Below are 21,601 nucleotides of genomic sequence, written 5' to 3' on the forward strand. Positions count from 1 at the left end.
TAATGGGTACGATTTAGCGCTAGGAACGCCTGCGATATGTCGTTATATTTGTTTGTATATAACGATACGCACAGGAGCTTCAAATGGCACGTTCATGGGTACGCCTTTTCGCAGGGGCAACGCTGACTCTCTCACTCACTGGCCACGCGCTGGCGGATGAAGGAAAAATCACGGTCTTTGCGGCGGCGTCGCTGACTAACGCGATGCAGGATATTGCTGCGGTATACAAAAAAGAGAAAAACGTCGAGGTCGTTTCGTCGTTTGCCTCCTCGTCGACGCTGGCCCGCCAGATCGAAGCGGGAGCACCGGCTGATCTGTTCATCTCTGCCGATCAGAAATGGATGGACTACGCGGTGGAGAAAAAATCTGTTGATACGGCTAGCCGCGAAACGCTGCTGGGAAATAGCCTGGTGGTGGTCGCGCCCGCAAACAGCAAGCAGGGCGACATCGCCATCAACAAACAGACGGACTGGACCCGTCTGCTCAACGGTGGCCGTCTGGCGGTGGGCGATCCGGAGCATGTTCCTGCCGGGATTTATGCGAAAGAAGCGCTACAAAAACTGGGCGCATGGGAGACCTTATCGCCGAAGCTGGCTCCCGCAGAAGATGTGCGCGGCGCGCTGGCGCTTGTGGAGCGTAACGAAGCGCCACTCGGGATCGTTTACGGCTCCGACGCCGTCGCCAGTAAAGGTGTGAAGGTGGTCGGTACCTTCCCGGAAGACTCGCATAAGAAAGTAGAATATCCTGTTGCGATAGTTGATGGACATAAAAATGCGACCGTGACGGCCTTCGTTGACTACCTGAAGGGGCCTGAAGCGTCCGCTATCTTTAAACGTTACGGATTTACGACTCACGAATGATATTGACCGAACCTGAATGGCAGGCCGTGCTGCTGAGCCTGAAAGTCTCTTCCCTGGCGGTTGCGCTGAGTTTGCCCTTTGGGGTGTTCTTTGCCTGGTTACTGGTTCGCGTGAAGTTTCCAGGCAAAGCCCTGCTCGACAGTGTTCTCCATCTTCCGCTCGTGTTACCGCCTGTGGTGGTCGGCTATCTGCTGCTGATCTCCATGGGGCGACGCGGTTTTATCGGCGAATGGCTGTACGACTGGTTCGGCCTGACCTTTGCTTTCAGCTGGCGCGGCGCGGTTCTGGCCGCGGCAGTAATGTCCTTCCCGCTAATGGTGCGCGCTATCCGCCTGGCGCTGGAAGGGGTGGATATCCGGCTAGAGCAGGCCGCCCGCACGCTGGGTGCAGGCCGCTGGCGAGTATTCCTGACCATTACGCTTCCGCTTACGTTACCGGGCATTATCGTCGGTACGGTGTTAGCCTTCGCCCGTTCGCTGGGTGAGTTTGGCGCGACCATCACCTTTGTGTCGAACATTCCCGGCGAGACGCGGACCATCCCGTCGGCCATGTATACCCTGATTCAGACCCCGGGCGGCGAAGGTGCGGCGGCCCGGCTGTGTATTATTTCGATTGTGCTCGCTCTGGTCTCGCTGCTGGTGTCTGAGTGGCTGGCGCGCCTCAGCCGTGAACGGATGGGGAAATCGTGATGCTGGAACTCAACTTTACGCAAACCCTGGGCAGTCACACTCTGACGCTCAACGAAACGCTGCCTGCCAGCGGTATCACCGCCATTTTTGGCGTGTCCGGGGCGGGGAAAACGTCTCTGATTAATGCGATTAGCGGCCTGACGCGTCCCCAGTCTGGCCGTATTGTGCTAAATAACCGCGTCTTAAATGACGCGGAGAAGAAGGTCTGCCTGTCACCGGACAAACGCCGTATCGGATATGTGTTTCAGGATGCGCGCCTGTTTCCGCACTACAGCGTTCGCGGGAACCTGCGTTACGGCATGGCAAAAAGCATGGCCGGACAGTTCGATAAGCTGGTGGCGCTGCTGGGCATCGAACCGCTGCTGGATCGTCTCCCGTCGTCGCTGTCGGGTGGTGAAAAACAGCGCGTGGCGATTGGCCGCGCCCTGTTAACCGCGCCGGAACTGTTGCTGCTGGATGAGCCGCTGGCCTCGCTGGATATTCCGCGCAAGCGCGAGCTGCTGCCGTATCTGCAACGTCTGGCGCGGGAAATCAACGTGCCCATGCTCTACGTCAGCCATTCGCTGGATGAGATTTTACATCTGGCCGACAAAGTGCTGGTGCTGGAAGCGGGCAGGGTGAAGGCATTCGGCAATCTGGAAGAGGTATGGGGCAGCAGCGTTATGCATCCGTGGCTACCAAAGGAGCAGCAGAGCAGCATTCTGAAGGTGAGCGTGCTGGAGCACCATCCACATTATGCGATGACCGCGCTGGCGCTGGGTGACCAGCATTTGTGGGTGAATAAAATCGATACGCCGATTCAGTCCACGTTACGGATCCGCATTCAGGCGTCGGATGTCTCCCTGGTGCTGCAACCGCCGCTGCAAACCAGTATCCGCAATATTTTGCGCGCAAAAGTGGCGCAGTGTTTTGATGATAACGGCCAGGTGGAAGTGCAGCTGGAAGTAGGCAACAGAACGCTGTGGGCGCGCATCAGCCCGTGGGCCAGGGATGAGTTAGGCATCAAGCCTGGCCTGTGGCTTTACGCGCAAATCAAGAGCGTCTCTATCACCGCCTGATTACAGCAGGTGGGTATAAATATACTGCGCGATGCTGTCGGTGATGTTATCGCCAATCACCACGTCAGCGCGCGCTTTCACCGCGTCATCGGCGTTGCCCATCGCCACGCCCGTTCCGGCCGCTTCCAGCATGCTGATGTCGTTATAGTTATCGCCGAAGGCAATCACGTCCTGCATTGATCCGCCCTGCGATTCAACGAACTGGGTCAGACGCCTTCCTTTGCTGTTGCCTTTACGGGCGATATCAACCTGATCGTGCCAGGACCATTCACATTCCAGACCCAGCGTATGCTCGACATGTTTTGCGAAGGTGTTCAGTTTGGCGGTGTCTTCATCGGTCAGGGCAAATTTCCAGATTGCCTGGACGTCTTCCGCCGCCTGGCGCAGGGAGGAAACCTGAGTAAACACCGGTCGCTGCGCTTCCGGCAAAGACAGGGCCCAGTTGCTGGTGCGGATCACATGGCCGGTAGGGCGTTCATACAGCATGGCGTTATCCACATACATCAGGCCATGAATCGCGTGCTCATCCAGTAAATCAATCAATTGCAGCGCCTGCGGAACGGGAAGCGGATCAGAGGTTAAAACCTTTTTTGCCTGATAATCATACAAATAAGTGCCATTACAACAAATTGCAGGTGTATCTAAGCCCAGTGCCTGATAAAAAGGATGAATGGCTACGTGATGTCGACCCGTTACGATGAGAAGTTGATACCCCGCTTCCCGGGCTCGTTTGAGGGCCTCAAGAGAAGAGGGGAGCAGGGTTTTCTGAGGGGTAAGCAGTGTTCCGTCTAAATCCAGGGCAATCACTCGCGAGGTCATTTTTTCTTCCGGGTTAATGTTGAATTTAAGGTCTGTCGGGATGGTACACCGAGAGCGGAACCCTGCAAAATCCCGGACTACAATTCAGCATTCACCGTTAAAAATAATCAGGAGTATTCATGAAACAAACCGTTTATACCGCCAGTCCTGAAAGTCAGCAGATCCATGTCTGGCGTTTGAATACAGAAGGTTCGCTTACGCTGGTTCAGGTTGTTGATGTGCCAGGCCAGGTGCAGCCGATGGTCGTCAGCCCGGATAAACGTTTTCTTTATGTCGGGGTACGCCCGGAATTCCGCGTACTCGCATACCGCATCTCCCCGGATGACGGCGCGCTGACCTATACCGCAGAAGCGCCGCTGCCGGGCAGCCCGACCCATATTTCTACCGACCATAAAGGCAACTTTATCTTCAGCGGCTCCTACAATGCAGGCTGCGTGAGCGTCACCCGCCTGGAAGACGGTATTCCCGTTGAAACCGTCGACGTGGTAGAAGGGCTTGAGGGTTGCCACTCCGCCAACATTTCGCCGGATAACCGCACGCTGTGGGTGCCAGCGCTGAAGCAGGATCGCATCTGCCTGTTTACCCTGAGCGATGACGGTCATCTGGTCGCGCAGAGCCCGGCGGAAGTCACCACCGTGGAAGGCGCAGGCCCGCGCCACATGGTCTTCCACCCGAATCAGCAGTATGCCTATGTCGTTAACGAGCTGAACAGCTCGGTAGATGTCTGGGAGCTGAACGATCCTAACGGGCAGATCGAGTGCGTACAGACGCTGGACATGATGCCAGCTGATTTCTCCGACACACGCTGGGCGGCAGACATTCACATCACGCCGGATGGCCGCCACCTGTATGCCTGTGACCGTACCTCCAGTCTGATCACCATCTTCAGCGTCTCAGAAGACGGCAGCGTTCTGGCAGTTGAGGGCTTCCAGCCGACAGAAACCCAGCCGCGCGGCTTTAATGTCGATCACAGCGGCAAATACCTGATTGCGGCGGGGCAGAAATCCCACCACATCGCGCTCTATGAAATCAAAGGCGTGCAGGGTCTACTGGAAGAGAAAGGACGCTATGCGGTCGGACAAGGGCCGATGTGGGTTGTGATTAACGCTCACTGATCCGTAGACGAAAAAAAACCTCGCACATGCGAGGTTTTTTTATGCGTGGTTAATGCATGAGGTAGGCCGGGTAAGGCGTAGCCGCCACCCGGCAGCAGGCATTTTACTGCTTCGGTTCAGCAACCACTTTGCTACCCAGACCGCGGTTGTTGTATTCCCACATGCGGTTGAAGTTAGCGTCGTTCAGGTTACGCTGCACGTTGTCTTTATCATCCACCGTGCCGGTGTTGCCGGAGAAAGGACGTTTCGAGATCGCCGCATCCGCCCACGGTTTCGCCATGTTAAAGCCTTCGTTAATCACGCTGTCGCGGATCACGACCTGGCCGTTAGTGGCGGAGTCCACGTCCAGAGAGCGGCCAAGCTGCGCCACGCCATCGCCAGCAGCAGTAAAGCGGCTATTCACGGCCAGGAAGCCATAGAACAGATTGGACTGCGTGGCCGGGGCAAAGACGTAACCTTCCTGCTGCGTACGTGAATTCACCACGCGGAAGTCGGTGTTATCAAATACCACCGCGCCGCGACCGGAGACCATATCCACGTCGCCTTCAATGTAGCTGTTGGTGACCAGAGTACGCGTCAGACGATTGTTCTGAAGGGTATTCTGCACGCCGCTGTTGGTCACGAAGAAGGTATTCTGGCGGCCCAGGATATTGACGTTGTTAATCTGTACCTTGTCGCCATCGCTACGCAGCGCCACGGCCTGGTGATTACCGGCGTCAACGCTGTCGCCCAGGGTGTTCTGAATGGTCAGGTTCTGCAATTGCAGGCCGTTGTTCTGTGACCAGAATACTGCCGAGCACATCACGCCAATGGTGGCGGCACGTTTGCGCTGGCAGTTATCAAACATATACCACGCCGGTTTACCTGGCATGTATTTACCGGCCGGGTTCACCAGATGGCGCCAGGTGGTGCTGTCGATCTCTGAATCAATCGCCAGGCCAATTTTCACGTCGACCGCTTTTTCGCCAAGTCCGTAAAGCGTAATGCTTCCCGGTGCAGCCGGAACATAAACGGTTCCTTCGTATTCACCCGGCAGGATGGCAATGTACTGACGAGATGCGCTGTGTTTGGTGATTGCGGCATCAACAGCTGCCTGAATTGAGGTGTGCGTAACGCCCTCTGCTCCGGCCGGGCCGACAACGAAGTCTGGCTGTTTCGGCAGGTTAATAGAAGAAGGCGTCCATGGGGCTGCATTGGGATCCATCGCCGAGAAATAGTGCGCACGGGTGAAGTTCTTCGCTTCAGCCGCTGACAGGATCGGACGGGAAGCGGTGCCCGGAGCAACCTGCTCAGAAGGTTGCTGATCCGGTGGTGTTGAACTGCAAGCGGATAAAGTCACGCCAAAGGCGAGTGCCAACGCCAGACGGGAAATCCTGGAAATATTCAAGGTTATGCTCCTGGGTATGCAAGTCTTATCTGAATAGACGAAATAGCCTGCTTTTTTATACTAAGTTGAGCGAAACGGGAAGATAAAAACGGGAAAAGTTGCATTTTTGCCCGCAGGCGACGGGAAAGTCATCACAAATAAATAACATTTTCCTGCAAGGCGGTTGACAGCAGGTGACAGATGAAAATAAATGTCTATACAACCCATGACAAGCGGAAGGCACATGCAGCAGCTTCATCCCGATGATGTGATATGGCGAAATGCGCGACTGGCGACCCTGGCAACAGGTGAGCCGGAACCCTATGGTCTGAAAGAACAACATGCCCTCGTCGTGCGCGGCCAGACGATTGCGGCCGTTATTCCTGAAGCCGAGATCCCCTCCGGGCATCGTCAGTGTGTCGATCTCGGCGGGCGTCTGGTTACTCCCGGCCTGATCGATTGCCACACCCATCTGGTGTTCGGCGGCGATCGCGCAGCGGAATGGGAACAACGGCTTAACGGCGTGTCGTATCAGACCATTAGCGCGCAGGGCGGCGGTATTAACGCCACGGTCACGGCGACCCGCAACAGTTCGCCGGAAATGCTCCTGACGGTGGCGCAGCAGCGGCTCCAGCGGCTGATGAATGAAGGCGTAACGACCATTGAAATCAAATCGGGATACGGACTGAACGTCCAGGCCGAAGAGAAAATGCTGCTGGTTGCCCGCCAGCTCAGCCTGAACAATCTGGTCGATATCAGCCCGACGCTGCTGGCCGCGCACGCCGTTCCTGCCGAGTACCGACAGGATCCGGATGCCTATCTCACGCTGGTCTCTGAGCAGATCATGCCCACGCTGTGGCAAAAAGAGTTATTTGAAGCGGTGGACGTATTTTGTGAAAACGTCGGCTTTACCCCGGCGCAAACCGAGCGCCTGTTCCAGGCCGCCGCCGCGCTCGGGATACCGGTTAAAGGGCATGTAGAGCAACTGTCGAATCTGGGCGGCGCGGCGCTGGTCAGCCAGTATAAGGGGCTGTCGGCCGATCATATTGAGTATCTCGATGATGCAGGTATTCAGGCGATGGCGCAAAGCGGCACGGTGGCGGTATTGCTCCCCGGCGCGTTCTATTTTCTTCAGGAGCGCCAGCGTCCACCGGTGGCGCAGCTCAGAGAGCAGGGCGTGCCGATGGCGGTGGCTACCGACTACAACCCGGGCACCAGCCCGTTTGCCAGCCTGCATCTGGCAATGAACATGGCCTGCGTCCAGTTTGGCCTCACGCCGGAAGAGGCCTGGGCTGGCGTGACGCGGCATGCGGCGCAGGCGCTAGGTCGTGGCGCGACGCACGGGCAGTTAAAGCCCGGTTATGTGGCTGATTTCGTCGTCTGGGAGGCGAATCATCCGGTTGAGATGGTTTACGAGCCGGGGCGGAATCCTTTATATCAACGCGTGTTTCGGGGGCAGGTAGCATGAAATTGTGGCATCCCGTTTCCCCGCAGGTCTGGCAGGGTCGTGACGACAGCGCCGAATCCAGCACCGCGAAACGTCTCTTCCAGACCATACAGCAGCGCGAACACTTTGCACCCGTGCCGTCAGGCATCGCCCTGCTGGGCTTTGAATGTGATGAAGGGGTTAAGCGTAACCAGGGCAGGCCCGGTGCTGCACAGGCTCCCGATGTGCTGCGCGGCGCGCTGGCGAATATGGCGAGCCATCAGGGGCATGCGCGCCTCGTGGATATGGGCTCCATTTTTGTTGAAGGCAATGCGCTGGAGGCGGCACAGCAGGCGCTGAGCGAGGCCATTACCGCGTGCCAGCAATCCGGGATGCGTACTCTGGTTTTCGGCGGTGGACATGAAACCGCCTGGGCGCACGGGCGCGGCGTGCTGGATGCCTTTCCGAACGATTGCATTGCGGTGATCAACCTGGATGCGCATCTCGATTTGCGTAAGGCTGAACGGGCTACGTCCGGCACGCCGTTCCGCCAGCTGGCGCACTACTGCGCGTCGCAGTCGCGGTCGTTTCACTACGCCTGCCTGGGGGTAAGCCGTGCGGCGAATACCCAGGCGCTGTGGGAGGAAGCTGAACGGTTGAACGTGATGCTGGTTGAAGATCTCGATTTTCGCCGGGATGCGCTATCCGCGCTGGATAGCGTGCTTGCGCAGGCAGACCGGGTTTATCTCACCGTTGACCTCGATGTGCTGCCCGCCGCAGAAATGCCCGCCGTATCCGCCCCTGCGGCGTTGGGGATCCCGGCGCTGGATCTGTTCCCGGTGATTGAGCGTATCTGCCGAAGCGGTAAACTACAGGCGGCGGATCTGGTGGAATATAATCCGCACTACGACCGGGACGGTCAGGGGGCGAAGCTTGCCGCCCGACTGGCCTGGCAAATTGCTCACTGGTGGGCATAACCACATTACAGGAGTCAGCATGTTTTCACGCTCACCGCAGCAACCCTCCAGCCCACCCGCACCTTTTTATGAGAAGGTGAAAAAGGCGATCAGCGAAAAAATTGCTGCCGGCGTCTGGCGTCCGCACGACCGTATTCCCTCCGAAGCTGAACTGGTCGCGCAGTTTGGCTTTAGTCGAATGACCATTAACCGGGCGCTGCGGGAACTGACCGATGAAGGGTTGCTGGTGCGTTTGCAGGGTGTCGGAACCTTTGTCGCCGAGCCAAAAGGACAGTCGGCGCTGTTTGAAATCCGCAGCATTGCCGATGAAATTGCCGCCCGCAACCATCAGCACCACTGCGAAGTGCTGGTGCTTGAAGCGACGCAGGCCAGCGCCGAACAGGCCATCGAGCTGAACGTTAAAGAGGGCACCCGGATCTTCCATTCGGTGATGGTGCATTATGAGAACGATATTCCGGTCCAGATTGAAGATCGCTGCGTCAACGCGGAGCGGATCCCGGACTACCTGAACCAGGATTACACCCAAACCACACCGCATGCGTATCTCTCGCTCGTCGCCCCGCTGACGGAAGGGGAGCATATCGTGGAGGCCGTGCGCGCCACGCCTCAGGAGTGCGAGTTGTTGCGTATTAAAGAGCACGATCCCTGCCTGCTGATCCGCCGTCGTACCTGGTCGTCCTCGCAAATTGTATCGCATGCGAAGCTGCTGTTCCCGGGGAATCGTTACCGGTTGCAGGGCCACTTTATGTCATAAGTTTTATAAGCGTGATCGCTAACGCAATATAGCAAAATTGTATCTTTTTTGTTAAATCCGACCTTGTGTGTGCTTGTCTATACAAGTATATCTAAATGCATCACCTGTCCCTTATGAGGAACACACAATGTCGTCAGATAAATACCGCAAGCAGGATGTCCGCGCCGCGCGCGGCACCACGCTCACCGCAAAAAGCTGGCTCACCGAAGCACCGCTGCGCATGTTAATGAACAACCTTGATCCTGAGGTAGCAGAGAATCCCCATGAGCTGGTGGTCTACGGCGGCATTGGCCGCGCCGCGCGCAACTGGGCGTGCTATGACGCGATTGTCGAGTCTTTGACGAATCTCGAAAACGACGAAACGCTGCTGGTGCAATCCGGCAAGCCGGTTGGCGTATTCAAAACCCATAAAAATGCGCCCCGTGTGCTGATTGCCAACTCCAACCTGGTGCCGCACTGGGCGACGTGGGAACACTTCAACGAGCTGGACGCAAAAGGGCTGGCCATGTACGGCCAGATGACCGCGGGTAGCTGGATCTACATCGGCAGCCAGGGGATTGTGCAGGGCACCTATGAAACCTTCGTGGAAGCGGGCCGACAGCACTATAACGGCTCACTGAAAGGCCGCTGGGTGCTCACCGCCGGACTGGGCGGCATGGGCGGCGCGCAGCCGCTGGCCGCGACGCTGGCCGGCGCGTGCTCCCTGAACATTGAGTGCCAGCAGAGCCGCATCGATTTCCGTCTGCGTACCCGCTATGTCGATGAACAGGCCGACAACCTCGATGACGCGCTGGCGCGCATCAAAAAGTACACCGCTGAAGGCAAAGCCGTGTCGGTTGCCCTGTGCGGCAACGCGGCGGATATTCTGCCGGAACTGGCGGCGCGCGGCGTGCGTCCGGATCTGGTCACCGACCAGACCAGCGCTCACGATCCGCTCCACGGCTATCTGCCAAAAGGCTGGACGTGGGAAGACTACCAGCAAAAAGCGGAAACCGATCCTGAGGGCACGGTACTGGCGGCTAAACGCGCCATGGCGGAACACGTCTCCGCGATGCTCGCCTTCAGTAAGATGGGGATTCCGACCTTTGATTACGGGAATAACATCCGCCAGATGGCGAAAGAGATGGGGGTGAATAACGCCTTTGACTTCCCCGGCTTCGTGCCCGCCTATATTCGTCCGCTGTTCTGCCGCGGCATCGGGCCGTTCCGCTGGGTTGCCCTGTCCGGCGACCCGGAGGATATCTACAAAACCGACGCCAGAGTGAAAGAGATTGTCGCCGACGACGAACACCTGCATCGCTGGCTGGATATGGCGCGCGAGCGCATTAACTTCCAGGGCCTGCCGGCGCGTATCTGCTGGGTCGGGCTGGAGTGGCGGCAAAAACTCGGCCTCGCCTTTAACGAAATGGTGCGCAGCGGCGAAGTCTCCGCGCCGATCGTCATTGGCCGCGACCACCTGGACTCCGGCTCTGTCGCCAGTCCGAACCGTGAAACCGAAGCCATGCGCGACGGCTCGGATGCGGTCTCCGACTGGCCGCTGCTGAATGCCCTGCTGAACACCGCCAGCGGCGCAACCTGGGTGTCGCTGCACCACGGCGGCGGCGTCGGGATGGGCTTCTCCCAGCACTCCGGGATGGTCATCGTCTGTGACGGTACCGACGAAGCGGCGGCACGTATTGCTCGCGTGCTGCATAACGACCCGGCAACCGGCGTAATGCGCCACGCGGATGCGGGTTACGAGATTGCCATTGATTGTGCCAAAGAGCAGGGCCTGAACCTGCCGATGATCCCCGCCACACAAGGAAAGCCTGCATGAACGCGTTAACACTTACTCCCGGCTCTTTGTCGCTCAAACAGCTGCGTCACGTCTGGCGTCAGCCGGTGACACTCGCCCTTGATGAAAGCGCCCACCGTGCCATTAACGACAGCGTGGCCTGCGTGGAGGCGATTGTAGCGGAGGGGCGCACCGCCTACGGCATCAATACCGGGTTTGGCCTGCTGGCACAGACCCGCATTGCCACGCACGATCTGGAGAATTTACAACGTTCGCTGGTGTTGTCGCACGCGGCGGGGGTTGGCCAGCCGCTGGACGATGAGATCGTCCGCCTGATGATGGTGTTGAAAATCAACAGCCTGGCGCGTGGGTTTTCCGGCATTCGTCTGAGCGTGATCCAGGCGCTGATGGCGCTGGTGAATGCTGAAGTTTATCCGTGGATCCCGGCGAAGGGCTCCGTCGGAGCTTCCGGCGATCTGGCACCGCTGGCGCATATGTCGCTGCTCCTGCTGGGTGAAGGCAAGGCGCGCTGGCAAGGGGAGTGGCTGCCTGCGAAAGAGGCGCTGAAAAAAGCCGGCTTAGCGCCGATCACCCTCGCGGCAAAAGAAGGGCTGGCGCTGCTCAACGGTACGCAGGCGTCGACGGCCTTTGCGCTGCGCGGCCTGTTTGAAGCGGAAGATCTGTTCGCCTCCGCGGTGGTGTGTGGTGCGCTGACCACTGAAGCGGTGCTCGGCTCGCGTCGTCCGTTCGATGCCCGCATCCACGAGGTGCGCGGCCAGCGTGGTCAGATTGATGCCGCAGCCATGTACCGCCACGTACTTACCGATACCAGCGACATTGCCGAATCACACCATAACTGCGAGAAGGTGCAGGATCCGTATTCTCTGCGCTGCCAGCCGCAGGTGATGGGCGCATGCCTGACACAGCTTCGCCAGGCGGCAGAAGTGCTGCTGGTGGAGGCCAATGCGGTGTCCGACAACCCACTGGTGTTTGCTCAGGAAAACGAGGTGGTCTCCGGCGGCAACTTCCACGCCGAGCCGGTGGCGATGGCCGCAGATAATATCGCGCTGGCGATGGCCGAAATCGGAGCGTTGTCCGAGCGTCGAATCGCACTAATGATGGATAAACACATGTCCCAGCTGCCGCCATTCCTGGTGCGCAACGGCGGCGTGAACTCGGGCTTTATGATCGCCCAGGTCACCGCCGCAGCACTGGCAAGCGAAAACAAAGCCCTGTCGCATCCGCACTGCGTGGACAGCCTGCCAACGTCAGCAAATCAGGAAGATCACGTTTCGATGGCCCCGGCTGCCGGGCGTCGACTGTGGGAGATGGCCTCCAACACCCGCGGCGTGCTGGCGGTGGAATGGCTGGCGGCGTGTCAGGGTATTGATTTACGCGAAGGGCTAAAATCCAGCCCGCTGCTGGAGCAGGCGCGTCATACGCTGCGCGAGCACGTTACGCACTACGATGAGGACCGCTTTTTTGCGCCGGATATTGATAAGGCGATACAGCTTCTGGAAGAAGAAACCCTTGCAGGACTGCTACCTTCCGTGCTGTGATTTTTTTGCCCGGTGGCGCTGCGCTTACCGGGCCTACGAATACGAAATGTAGTCCGGGTAAGGCGTAGCCGCCACCCGGCTTTTTTTATGAATACATCGCCGTAATCGACGCGCTGCCCAGCGAATGGAAATGGACGTTAAAGCCTACCATTGCCCCGCTCGCCCCTTCGTCAACCTCAATCTTGTCCACATCCAGCGCGTGCACCGTGAAGATATAGCGGTGCGTTTCCCCTTTTGGCGGCGCCGCGCCGCCGTAGCCCGCTTTGCCAAAGTCCGTGCGGGTCTGAATCGCACCGTCGGGCAGGGCAACCAGATCGGAACCGGAACCCTGCGGCAGCACGCGGGTGTCGGCGGGCAGGTTTGCCACGATCCAGTGCCACCAGCCCGAGCCGGTTGGCGCATCTGGATCGTAGCAGGTCACGACAAAACTTTTGGTTCCCGCTGGTACATCGTCCCACGCCAGATGGGGAGAGATATTATCTCCCTGATAACCCATCCCGTTAAACACGTGACGTTCCGGCAGCTTTTCGCCGTCGCGCAAATCTTTACTGATGATTTTCATCCTATTTCCCTCGTTACTCACTCATTCAGAAAGTGTAACGCATGGGGTTAAATCGTGAAATGCGCTGATATGTTAACGGCTTTAACCACTGCCCCGGTCAGCTTGTGGAGCTGATCCGGAGAAATGCTGTACGGCGGCATGAGGTAAATCAGCTTACCGAAAGGTCGCACCCAAACGCCCTGGTCAACGAAGAAGCGCTGCAACGCGGCCATGTTCACCGGATGCGTTGTCTCGATCACCCCGATGGCGCCCAGCACGCGGACGTCCGCGACGTATTCCGCATCCGCCGCCACGCTTAGCTGCTGCTTCAGCTGCGCCTCAATCGCCGCCACCTGCGTCTGCCACTCGCCGCTCTCCAGAATGGCGAGGCTTTCACTTGCCACGGCGCAGGCCAGCGGGTTGCCCATAAACGTCGGGCCGTGCATAAAGCAGCCCGCGTCGCCGTCGCTGATGGTGTCGGCAACCTGGCGGGTGGTGAGCGTGGCGGAGAGCGTCATGGTGCCGCCGGTGAGCGCTTTCCCCAGGCACAGAATATCCGGCGCGATCCCCGCATGCTCGCAGGCAAACAGCTTCCCGGTACGACCAAAGCCGGTGGCGATCTCATCGGCAATCAGCAAAATCCCTTCGCGGTCGCACATCTTCCGAATGCGCTTCAGCCACTCGGGGTGATACATCCGCATTCCGCCCGCGCCCTGCACAATCGGTTCGAGAATAACGGCGGCAACCTCGTGGCGATGGGCCGCCATCAACCGCGCGAAGCCCACCATGTCCATCTCGTCCCATTCGCCGTCGAAGCGGCTCTGCGGGGCTGGCGCAAACAGGTTTTCCGGCAGGTAGCCTTTCCACAGGCTGTGCATGGAGTTGTCCGGATCGCACACCGACATCGCCCCGAAGGTGTCGCCGTGATAGCCGTTGCGGAAGGTGAGGAACCGCTGGCGCGTTTCGCCCTTCGCATGCCAGTACTGCAACGCCATTTTCATCGCCACTTCCACGGCCACCGAGCCGGAATCAGCCAGGAAAACACACTCCAGCGATTCAGGCGTCATCGCTACCAGGCGACGGCATAAATCCACCGCGGGCTGATGCGTGATCCCGCCAAACATCACGTGTGACATATGGTCAATCTGCGCTTTCATCGCCGCGTTCAGACGCGGGTGGTTGTAGCCATGGATCGCCGCCCACCAGGAGGACATCCCGTCAACAAGCCGCTCGCCGCTGGCGAGATGCAGCTCGCAGCCGTGGGCCGAGGCTACCGGATAGACGGGAAGGGGGCGGGTCGTGGAGGTGTAAGGGTGCCAGATATGCTGCTTGTCGAAGGCGAGATCGTCCTGGGTCATAATCGACTTGTAAACCATTTTGAAAAGTTTTAGGTTTACAAGTATAAACCGAACCGACAATTAACAAAACCCTTTGGAGAAGCCCGATGGCTCACCACGCACGCTGGACGATGTCGCAAGTCACTGAATTATTCAACAAACCTTTCCTGGAGCTGATATTTGAGGCGCAACAGGTGCACCGCCAGCACTTCGATCCGCGTCATGTTCAGGTCAGCACGCTGCTGTCGATTAAAACCGGGGCTTGCCCGGAAGACTGCAAATATTGCCCGCAAAGCGCGCGCTATAAAACCGGTCTCGAATCCGAGCGCCTGATGGAAGTCGAGCAGGTGCTCGACTCAGCGCGCAAGGCCAAAAACGCTGGCTCAACCCGCTTCTGCATGGGCGCGGCGTGGAAAAACCCCCATGAGCGCGACATGCCCTATCTGGAGCAGATGGTGAAGGGGGTGAAGGAGATGGGGCTTGAAGCCTGCATGACCCTGGGTACGCTGAACGAGGAGCAGGCGCAGCGCCTCTCGGCGGCAGGGCTGGATTACTACAATCACAACCTCGATACCTCGCCGGAATTCTACGGCAACATCATCACCACGCGCACCTATCAGGAGCGTCTGGACACGCTGGATAAAGTGCGTGATGCGGGGATCAAGGTCTGTTCCGGCGGGATCGTGGGACTGGGCGAAACGGTAAAAGATCGTGCCGGCCTGCTGTTACAGCTGGCGAACCTGCCGACCCCTCCGGAAAGCGTGCCCATCAACATGCTGGTGAAGGTAAAAGGCACGCCGCTGGCGGATAATGAGGACGTGGATGCCTTCGATTTCATCCGCACCATCGCGGTGGCGCGCATCATGATGCCAACCTCTTACGTTCGCCTCTCTGCCGGTCGCGAGCAGATGAGCGAGCAGACCCAGGCGATGTGCTTTATGGCCGGGGCCAACTCCATCTTCTACGGTTGCAAACTGCTGACCACACCAAACCCGGAAGAGGACAAAGACGTTCAGCTGTTCCGCAAGCTGGGGCTGAACCCACACCAGACTGGGGTACAGGCGGGGGATAACGAGCAACAGCAGCAGCTGGAGCAGCAGATTTTCAACGCCGACACTGACCAGTTCTACAACGCGGCAGCCGTATGACCTGGCAGGCACGTATCAGGACCGCGCTCGACGAGCGGCGGGCGGCGGATGCGTTTCGGGTACGCAGGGTAGTGGAAAACGGTGCAGGCCGTTTTCTCACCCGGGAAGGAGAGCGGTTCTGTAATTTCTCCAGCAACGATTATCTGGGCCTGAGCCAGCACCCGCAAATCGTTCGTGCCTGGCAGCAGGGCGCGGATCGTTACGGCGTGGGCAGCGGTGGCTCCGGGCACGTCAGCGGCTACACCACGGCGCATCACGCGCTGGAGGAAGAGCTGGCCGACTGGCTGGGGTACCCGCGGGCGCTGCTGTTTATCTCCGGTTTTGCCGCGAATCAGGCGGTGATTGCCGCCCTGATGGGCAAAGACGACCGCATCGTCGCGGACCGCCTGAGCCACGCGTCTCTGCTTGAAGCGGCCAGTCTCAGCCCGGCGCAGCTGCGGCGTTTTGCCCATAACGATGCCTCTCAGTTGAACGTCCTGCTGGGTAAACCCTGTTCTGGGCTTCAGCTGGCGGTGACGGAAGGGGTATTCAGCATGGACGGCGACAGCGCGCCCCTTGCCACCTTGCATGACGTCGCAAAACAGCAGAACGCCTGGCTGCTGGTCGACGATGCCCACGGCATTGGCGTCACCGGCGAGGAGGGACGCGGAAGCGCTTATCAGCAGGGCGTCAGGCCGGAACTGCTGGTGGTCACTTTTGGAAAAGGCTTCGGCGTCAGCGGTGCCGCGGTGTTGTGCTGCGAGCCGGTGGCCGACTACCTGGTGCAGTTCGCCCGGCACCTGATCTACAGCACCAGCATGCCCCCGGCGCAGGCCGTGGCACTCTCTGCGTCGCTTGCGGTGATCCGCGGCGAAGACGGCGCTGAACGCCGGGCTCGCCTGGCCGACCATATTCAGCGTTTTCGCCGGGGGGTAAGCGAACTGCCTTACCGGCTTACCGACTCGCACAGCGCCATTCAGCCCGTGATTGTGGGTGAAAACCATCGGGCGCTGATGCTGGCACAGGCGCTACGAGAACGCGGGCAGTGGGTCACGGCGATCCGCCCACCCACCGTGCCGCCAGGCACCGCGCGCTTGCGTCTGACGCTTACGGCAGCGCACGAGCCGCAGGATATCGATACGCTTCTGGAGGCACTGTATGTCTCCCGTCAATAAACAGGCCGTTGCCGCCGCGTTTGGCCGGGCAGCGCAAAGCTATTCACAGCACGATGAGCTGCAACGCCTGAGCGCGCGCGGGCTGCTGGCCGCGCTCGGTGAGGGGCATTTTATGCAGGTGCTGGACGCGGGCTGCGGGCCAGGCGGCAATAGCCGCTACTGGCGCGCAACGGGCAGCCACGTCACGGCGCTGGATTTATCCGCGCAGATGCTGGATGAAGCCCGCCAGCAGCAGTCAGCAGACCGTTATCTGGTGGCCGATATCGAGGCCATCCCGCTGGAGGATGCGCTGTTTGACCTCGTCTGGAGCCATCTGGCGGTGCAGTGGTGCACCAGCCTGTCGCAGGCGCTACGCGAGCTTTACCGCGTGGCACGGCCCGGCGGAGCGGTGGCCTTTACCACCCTGCTGGAAAGTTCGTTGCCGGAGCTGAATCAGGCGTGGAGGGCGGTGGATGCGCAGCCGCACGCCAACCGGTTTCTCTCGCACGAACAGGTCACTCAGGCGCTGGCAGGCTGGCGTTATCGCAGCGAGGTCCAGACCGTCACCCTCGAATTTAGCGATGCGTTAAGCGCCATGCGCTCTCTTAAGGGCATAGGCGCGACGCACCTGCACGCCGGTCGGGAGAAGAAACCCCTTACCCGCGGACAACTCCAGCGTCTCGGGCTGGCCTGGCCGCAGGATCGAGGCCGGTTCCCGCTCTCTTATCATCTTTTTCATGGGATTATTGAACGTGACTGAACGTTATTTTGTTACCGGTACGGACACTGAGGTCGGTAAAACGGTTGCCAGCGCTGCGCTGTTGCAGGCGGCGCGTCTGCTGGGGAAAACAACGGCCGGGTATAAGCCCGTAGCCTCCGGCAGCGAGATGACGCCGGAAGGCTTACGCAATACTGATGCGCTGGCGCTACAGCGTAACAGCAGCCTTGCGCTGGCCTATTCTGCGGTGAACCCTTATACCTTTGCTGAACCCACCTCGCCGCACATCGTCAGCGCCGATGAAGATCGTCCGATTGATTTTTCGGTGCTCTCTTCCGGATTACGCAACCTGGAAACGCAGGCCGACTGGGTGCTGGTGGAGGGGGCTGGCGGCTGGTTTACCCCGCTGTCCGACGAGCAGACATTTGCTGACTGGGTGCTGGCCGAACAGCTTCCGGTCATTCTGGTGGTCGGCGTGAAGCTTGGCTGTATCAATCACGCTATGCTGACCGCTCAGGCCGTGCAGCAGGCCGGGTTGCGTCTGGCAGGGTGGATTGCCAATGACGTGGTTGCGCCGGGTAAACGTCATGCTGAGTATCTGGCGACGCTGAAGCGGGTGCTGCCTGCGCCGTTTCTCGGCGAGATCCCGTGGCTTGCCGACGGCGCAGAGCAGGCGGAAACCGGACGCTATCTTGACCTCAGCGCCTTATGTCCCGCGCCATCCAGTGCGCAATAAGGTCGTCATCCAGCTCGTTAACGTGGCCCTGTGCCACGTTACGCCCGCGATAGAGCATGCAGAAACGATCCGCTACCCGGCGGATAAACGACAGCTGTTGCTCCGCTAACAGCACCGTCATTCCCAGCTCCCGATTCAACCGTACCAGCAGTTGACCCAGCCTGCGGGCGAAGCCTTGCCCTGCGCCATACATGGGCTCATCCAGAATCAACACGCGCGGGCGATTAACCAGCGCACTGGCGAGGGCCAGCTGATACTGGTCGTCGGGGGACAGCGCAGAGGCACGGCTCTGTCGCAGCGGATAGAGTTCCGGAAACAGGGCGTACACGTCATTTTTTGATGTCGGGTCGGATTTCCCCGTCGCCCGCATAGCGATATGAAGATTTTCATCGACGGTCAGCTGGGAAAATATCCGCCGATCCTGCGGGACGTAGCCTATCGTTGGCGACGCCGTGAATGCTGACGCAGGGCTGAGCAAATTACGCGGCGGCGCGCCAGCCTCATGCCAGATGATGGTGCCGCTCTCAACGGGCACCTTTCCGGTAATGCAGTTCATGAGCGTGGATTTACCCATGCCAGGCAGGCCAACAATGCCCGTACAGATGCCTTGCGGGAAATCGATATTCACGTTCCATAGCGTATGTTGGCTTCCGTAAAACTGATTTACAGCACGCAGACTCAACATCTTTCTCTCCTTAAAAATGTGTGGGGTAATGCTCAGGCTGATATCTGCAAAACGCCTGCCAGAAACAAAATAATGATTAAAAAAGAGCCATTTTTAGGAATAACCCACTGCTAAAAGCTTAACGTTTGTTCGAATTGCACGCTCCCGGTGCCGTGCGTGTCGAATCGTGGTGCAGGGAAAATGACGGAATTGTGATTAAGATCTCGCCGGTTACTTATGAAAAAATGAACGTTTTCCAGGCAAAAAAGAGTGATAAAAATTTTTTACTGCCGCTTCGTGGGAAAAACCGGGAATTTGCTGGAGTGCATGCTGTACGGGCTGGAGGCAGTTATCCACTATTCCTGTGGATAACCTTGTGCATTAGAGTTAGAAAACACGCGATAAGCGAGAGAACACGCGGGTTACGCCCAAATTGATGCGAAACGCGGCTTTAGGAAATAGTCTATATTTTTTAACGAATTAGATAAAAGCAATTCCCTCAGCGCCAGCGACACCTGTTGCCATAAAACTTTCATAACCGCCCTTGACAAATGTTAAAAAAGTAATAGTTCTGGGGATAACCCCCTGAGGCTGGTGTTTTATATTGTCACAGTTGAAATTTAGCTCGCGAACGCACTAATCCTCTCTGCGCTACGCTAAATATCCTGACACGCTACTGGTTTTCCATCCAGTGTTTTTTACTGGCAATCCTGGCCACAACGAGTAAAATTACTCACCTGCCGCTTATTCTGTCATCAGGTCGTCGCCCATGAGTAAACCGTTCAAATTGAATTCTGCTTTCCGTCCTTCCGGGGATCAGCCCGAGGCCATTCGTCGCCTGGAAGAGGGGCTGGAAGACGGGCTGGCGCACCAGACCCTGCTGGGGGTAACCGGTTCGGGTAAAACCTTCACTATTGCCAACGTCATTGCCGATCTTCAGCGTCCTACGATGGTTCTCGCGCCGAACAAAACGCTGGCGGCGCAGCTGTATGGTGAGATGAAAGAGTTCTTCCCGGAAAACGCGGTGGAGTATTTCGTCTCCTACTACGACTACTACCAGCCGGAAGCCTACGTTCCCAGCTCCGACACGTTTATCGAGAAAGATGCCTCGGTGAACGAACATATCGAGCAGATGCGTTTGTCGGCGACCAAGGCGCTGCTGGAGCGTCGTGATGTGGTGGTGGTGGCCTCGGTGTCGGCGATCTACGGCCTGGGCGATCCGGATCTCTATCTCAAGATGATGCTGCACCTGACGCAGGGGATGATCATCGATCAGCGGGCAATTTTGCGCCGTCTGGCGGAGTTGCAGTACACCCGTAACGATCAGGCGTTCCAGCGCGGGACCTTCCGCGTACGTGGCGAGGTTATTGATATCTTCCCGGCGGAATCGGACGACATGGCGCTGCGCGTGGAGCTGTTCGATGAAGAGGTTGAACGCCTGTCGCTGTTCGATCCGCTGACCGGTCATGTGGAGTCGGTGATCCAGCGCTTCACCATCTACCCAAAAACGCACTACGTGACGCCACGCGAGCGTATCGTACAGGCGATGGAAGAGATTAAAATTGAGCTGGCAGACCGCCGCAAGGTGCTGCTGGCGAACAACAAGCTGCTGGAAGAGCAGCGCCTGAGCCAGCGTACCCAGTTCGATCTGGAGATGATGAACGAGCTGGGCTACTGCTCCGGCATCGAAAACTACTCGCGCTACCTCTCCGGACGCGGGCCGGGCGAAGCGCCGCCGACGCTGTTTGACTACCTTCCGGCGGACGGCCTGCTGGTGATCGACGAATCCCACGTTACCATCCCCCAGATCGGCGGGATGTACCGCGGTGACCGCGCGCGTAAAGAGACGCTGGTGGAGTACGGATTCCGACTGCCGTCAGCGCTGGACAACCGTCCGATGAAGTTTGAAGAATTTGAGGCGCTTGCTCCGCAGACCATCTACGTATCGGCGACGCCGGGCAACTACGAGCTGGAGAAATCCGGTGATGACGTGGTGGACCAGGTTGTGCGTCCGACCGGGCTGCTGGATCCGATTATCGAGGTGCGTCCGGTGGCGACGCAGGTGGACGATCTGCTCTCGGAAATACGTGCCCGTTCCGCCATCAACGAGCGTGTACTGGTGACCACGCTCACCAAACGTATGGCGGAGGATTTGACGGAGTATCTGGAAGAACACGGCGAGAAGGTGCGGTATCTCCACTCGGATATTGATACCGTGGAGCGTATGGAGATCATCCGCGACCTGCGCCTGGGCGAGTTCGACGTGCTGGTGGGTATCAACCTTCTGCGAGAAGGTCTGGATATGCCGGAAGTGTCGCTGGTGGCGATTCTGGACGCGGACAAAGAGGGCTTCCTGCGTTCCGAGCGCTCGCTGATCCAGACCATTGGCCGTGCCGCGCGTAACGTCAACGGGAAGGCGATTCTGTACGGGGATAAAATCACCCCGTCGATGGCCAAAGCGATTGGCGAAACGGAACGTCGTCGCGAGAAGCAGCAGCGCTATAACGAAGAGCACGGCATCACGCCGCAGGGGCTGAACAAGAAAGTGGTGGATATCCTGGCGCTGGGTCAGAACATTGCGAAGACCAAAGCGAAAGGGCGCGGCAAGGCCCGTTCAGTGGTGGAAGAGGATACCGTCGCGCTGACCCCGAAAGCGTTGCAGCAAAAGATCCACGAGCTGGAAGGGCAGATGATGCAGCACGCGCAGAATCTGGAGTTCGAAGAGGCTGCGCAAATCCGCGATCAGCTGCATCAGCTGCGGGATCTGTTTATTGCGGCATCGTAGTTTTTTGCCCGGTGGCTGTCTCTTATACACATCTCCGAGCCCACGAGACCAGGTACTTCATTTGGGGGGGGGGGGTGGGGGGGGGGGGGGGGGGGGGGGGGGGGGGGGGGGGGGGGGGGGGGGGGGGGGGGGGGGGGGGGGG

The 21,601-nt window shown here is 58.7% G+C and carries 19 protein-coding genes; 14 read left to right on the plus strand and 5 right to left on the minus strand.

Features of this window, described 5'->3' with window-relative positions; genetic code table 11:
- The first annotated feature begins 83 nt into the window (after positions 1 to 83).
- Genes modA through modC form a run of 3 tightly spaced genes read left to right on the plus strand, consistent with a single transcriptional unit; the run spans position 84 to position 2,607 of the window.
- Positions 84 to 860: a molybdate ABC transporter substrate-binding protein gene (modA, locus tag ACNQ0T_RS18240; RefSeq protein ID WP_023299624.1), complete on the plus strand. Its 777-nt coding sequence runs from the start codon at positions 84 to 86 to the stop codon at positions 858 to 860.
- Positions 857 to 1,549, plus strand: a complete 693-nt coding sequence (gene modB, locus ACNQ0T_RS18245) for a molybdate ABC transporter permease subunit (RefSeq protein WP_003858545.1) — start codon at positions 857 to 859, stop codon at positions 1,547 to 1,549. The genes modA and modB overlap by 4 nt, the downstream gene beginning before the upstream one ends.
- On the plus strand, positions 1,549 to 2,607 hold the full coding sequence (gene modC / locus ACNQ0T_RS18250; protein ID WP_017384950.1) for a molybdenum ABC transporter ATP-binding protein ModC: 1,059 nt from the start codon (positions 1,549 to 1,551) through the stop codon (positions 2,605 to 2,607). Before modB ends, modC begins: the two co-directional genes overlap by 1 nt.
- Here the strand turns inward: modC and ACNQ0T_RS18255 are convergent, their stop codons facing one another.
- On the minus strand, positions 2,608 to 3,426 hold the full coding sequence (locus tag ACNQ0T_RS18255) for a pyridoxal phosphatase (protein WP_417930291.1): 819 nt from the start codon (positions 3,424 to 3,426) through the stop codon (positions 2,608 to 2,610).
- A 119-nt stretch (positions 3,427 to 3,545) separates the two neighbouring features.
- Between ACNQ0T_RS18255 and pgl the strand changes: the two genes are divergently transcribed.
- On the plus strand, positions 3,546 to 4,541 hold the full coding sequence (gene pgl, locus ACNQ0T_RS18260) for a 6-phosphogluconolactonase (protein ID WP_022647487.1): 996 nt from the start codon (positions 3,546 to 3,548) through the stop codon (positions 4,539 to 4,541).
- Between the two features lie 103 nt (positions 4,542 to 4,644).
- Here pgl and ACNQ0T_RS18265 read toward each other — a convergent pair whose 3' ends face one another.
- The gene (locus ACNQ0T_RS18265; protein WP_017384948.1) at positions 4,645 to 5,928 is read right to left on the minus strand and encodes a putative acyl-CoA thioester hydrolase; all 1,284 of its coding nucleotides are present in this window, start codon (positions 5,926 to 5,928) and stop codon (positions 4,645 to 4,647) included.
- Between the two features lie 223 nt (positions 5,929 to 6,151).
- Here ACNQ0T_RS18265 and hutI point away from each other — a divergent pair, with 223 nt between their 5' ends.
- The 5 genes from hutI (at position 6,152) to hutH (ending at position 12,397) form a co-directional block, all read left to right on the plus strand.
- Entirely contained in the window at positions 6,152 to 7,375 is a 1,224-nt protein-coding gene (gene hutI / locus ACNQ0T_RS18270) for an imidazolonepropionase (RefSeq protein ID WP_417930292.1), read from the plus strand.
- Positions 7,372 to 8,310: a formimidoylglutamase gene (hutG, locus tag ACNQ0T_RS18275; protein ID WP_417930293.1), complete on the plus strand. Its 939-nt coding sequence runs from the start codon at positions 7,372 to 7,374 to the stop codon at positions 8,308 to 8,310. Before hutI ends, hutG begins: the two co-directional genes overlap by 4 nt.
- Before the next feature lie 19 nt (positions 8,311 to 8,329).
- Complete coding sequence (locus ACNQ0T_RS18280) at positions 8,330 to 9,064, plus strand: histidine utilization repressor (protein WP_417930294.1); 735 nt, start codon at positions 8,330 to 8,332, stop codon at positions 9,062 to 9,064.
- Between the two features lie 127 nt (positions 9,065 to 9,191).
- Positions 9,192 to 10,880, plus strand: a complete 1,689-nt coding sequence (hutU, locus tag ACNQ0T_RS18285) for a urocanate hydratase (RefSeq protein ID WP_126291937.1) — start codon at positions 9,192 to 9,194, stop codon at positions 10,878 to 10,880.
- The gene (gene hutH, locus ACNQ0T_RS18290) at positions 10,877 to 12,397 is read left to right on the plus strand and encodes a histidine ammonia-lyase (RefSeq protein ID WP_417930295.1); all 1,521 of its coding nucleotides are present in this window, start codon (positions 10,877 to 10,879) and stop codon (positions 12,395 to 12,397) included. The genes hutU and hutH overlap by 4 nt, the downstream gene beginning before the upstream one ends.
- Positions 12,398 to 12,482: 85 nt before the next feature.
- Here the strand turns inward: hutH and ACNQ0T_RS18295 are convergent, their stop codons facing one another.
- Positions 12,483 to 12,959: a kinase inhibitor gene (locus ACNQ0T_RS18295; RefSeq protein WP_003858531.1), complete on the minus strand. Its 477-nt coding sequence runs from the start codon at positions 12,957 to 12,959 to the stop codon at positions 12,483 to 12,485.
- Positions 12,960 to 13,006: 47 nt separating this feature from the next.
- A complete protein-coding gene (gene bioA / locus ACNQ0T_RS18300) occupies positions 13,007 to 14,296 on the minus strand; it encodes an adenosylmethionine--8-amino-7-oxononanoate transaminase (RefSeq protein ID WP_417930296.1) in 1,290 nt (429 codons plus the stop codon).
- An 86-nt stretch (positions 14,297 to 14,382) separates the two neighbouring features.
- Here bioA and bioB point away from each other — a divergent pair, with 86 nt between their 5' ends.
- Genes bioB through bioD form a run of 4 tightly spaced genes read left to right on the plus strand, consistent with a single transcriptional unit; the run spans position 14,383 to position 18,010 of the window.
- On the plus strand, positions 14,383 to 15,423 hold the full coding sequence (bioB, locus tag ACNQ0T_RS18305) for a biotin synthase BioB (RefSeq protein ID WP_063152800.1): 1,041 nt from the start codon (positions 14,383 to 14,385) through the stop codon (positions 15,421 to 15,423).
- Positions 15,420 to 16,577 carry an 8-amino-7-oxononanoate synthase gene (gene bioF, locus ACNQ0T_RS18310; RefSeq protein ID WP_417930297.1) on the plus strand — a complete coding sequence of 386 codons (1,158 nt, stop codon included), beginning with the start codon at positions 15,420 to 15,422 and terminating at the stop codon, positions 16,575 to 16,577. Before bioB ends, bioF begins: the two co-directional genes overlap by 4 nt.
- The gene (gene bioC / locus ACNQ0T_RS18315; RefSeq protein WP_022647496.1) at positions 16,561 to 17,316 is read left to right on the plus strand and encodes a malonyl-ACP O-methyltransferase BioC; all 756 of its coding nucleotides are present in this window, start codon (positions 16,561 to 16,563) and stop codon (positions 17,314 to 17,316) included. Before bioF ends, bioC begins: the two co-directional genes overlap by 17 nt.
- Positions 17,309 to 18,010 carry a dethiobiotin synthase gene (gene bioD / locus ACNQ0T_RS18320; RefSeq protein WP_417930298.1) on the plus strand — a complete coding sequence of 234 codons (702 nt, stop codon included), beginning with the start codon at positions 17,309 to 17,311 and terminating at the stop codon, positions 18,008 to 18,010. Before bioC ends, bioD begins: the two co-directional genes overlap by 8 nt.
- On the opposite strand, the gene ACNQ0T_RS18325 is transcribed toward bioD, so the two are convergent.
- Entirely contained in the window at positions 17,973 to 18,695 is a 723-nt protein-coding gene (locus ACNQ0T_RS18325) for an ABC transporter ATP-binding protein (protein WP_417930299.1), read from the minus strand. The genes bioD and ACNQ0T_RS18325 overlap by 38 nt on opposite strands.
- Positions 18,696 to 19,443: 748 nt before the next feature.
- Here ACNQ0T_RS18325 and uvrB point away from each other — a divergent pair.
- Positions 19,444 to 21,459, plus strand: coding sequence for an excinuclease ABC subunit UvrB (gene uvrB, locus ACNQ0T_RS18330; protein WP_003858519.1), 2,016 nt, complete (start codon positions 19,444 to 19,446; stop codon positions 21,457 to 21,459).
- Positions 21,460 to 21,601: the final 142 nt, after the last annotated feature.

The organism is Enterobacter cloacae complex sp.6700776 (assembly GCF_048284255.1).
Classification (GTDB): domain Bacteria; phylum Pseudomonadota; class Gammaproteobacteria; order Enterobacterales; family Enterobacteriaceae; genus Enterobacter; species Enterobacter intestinihominis.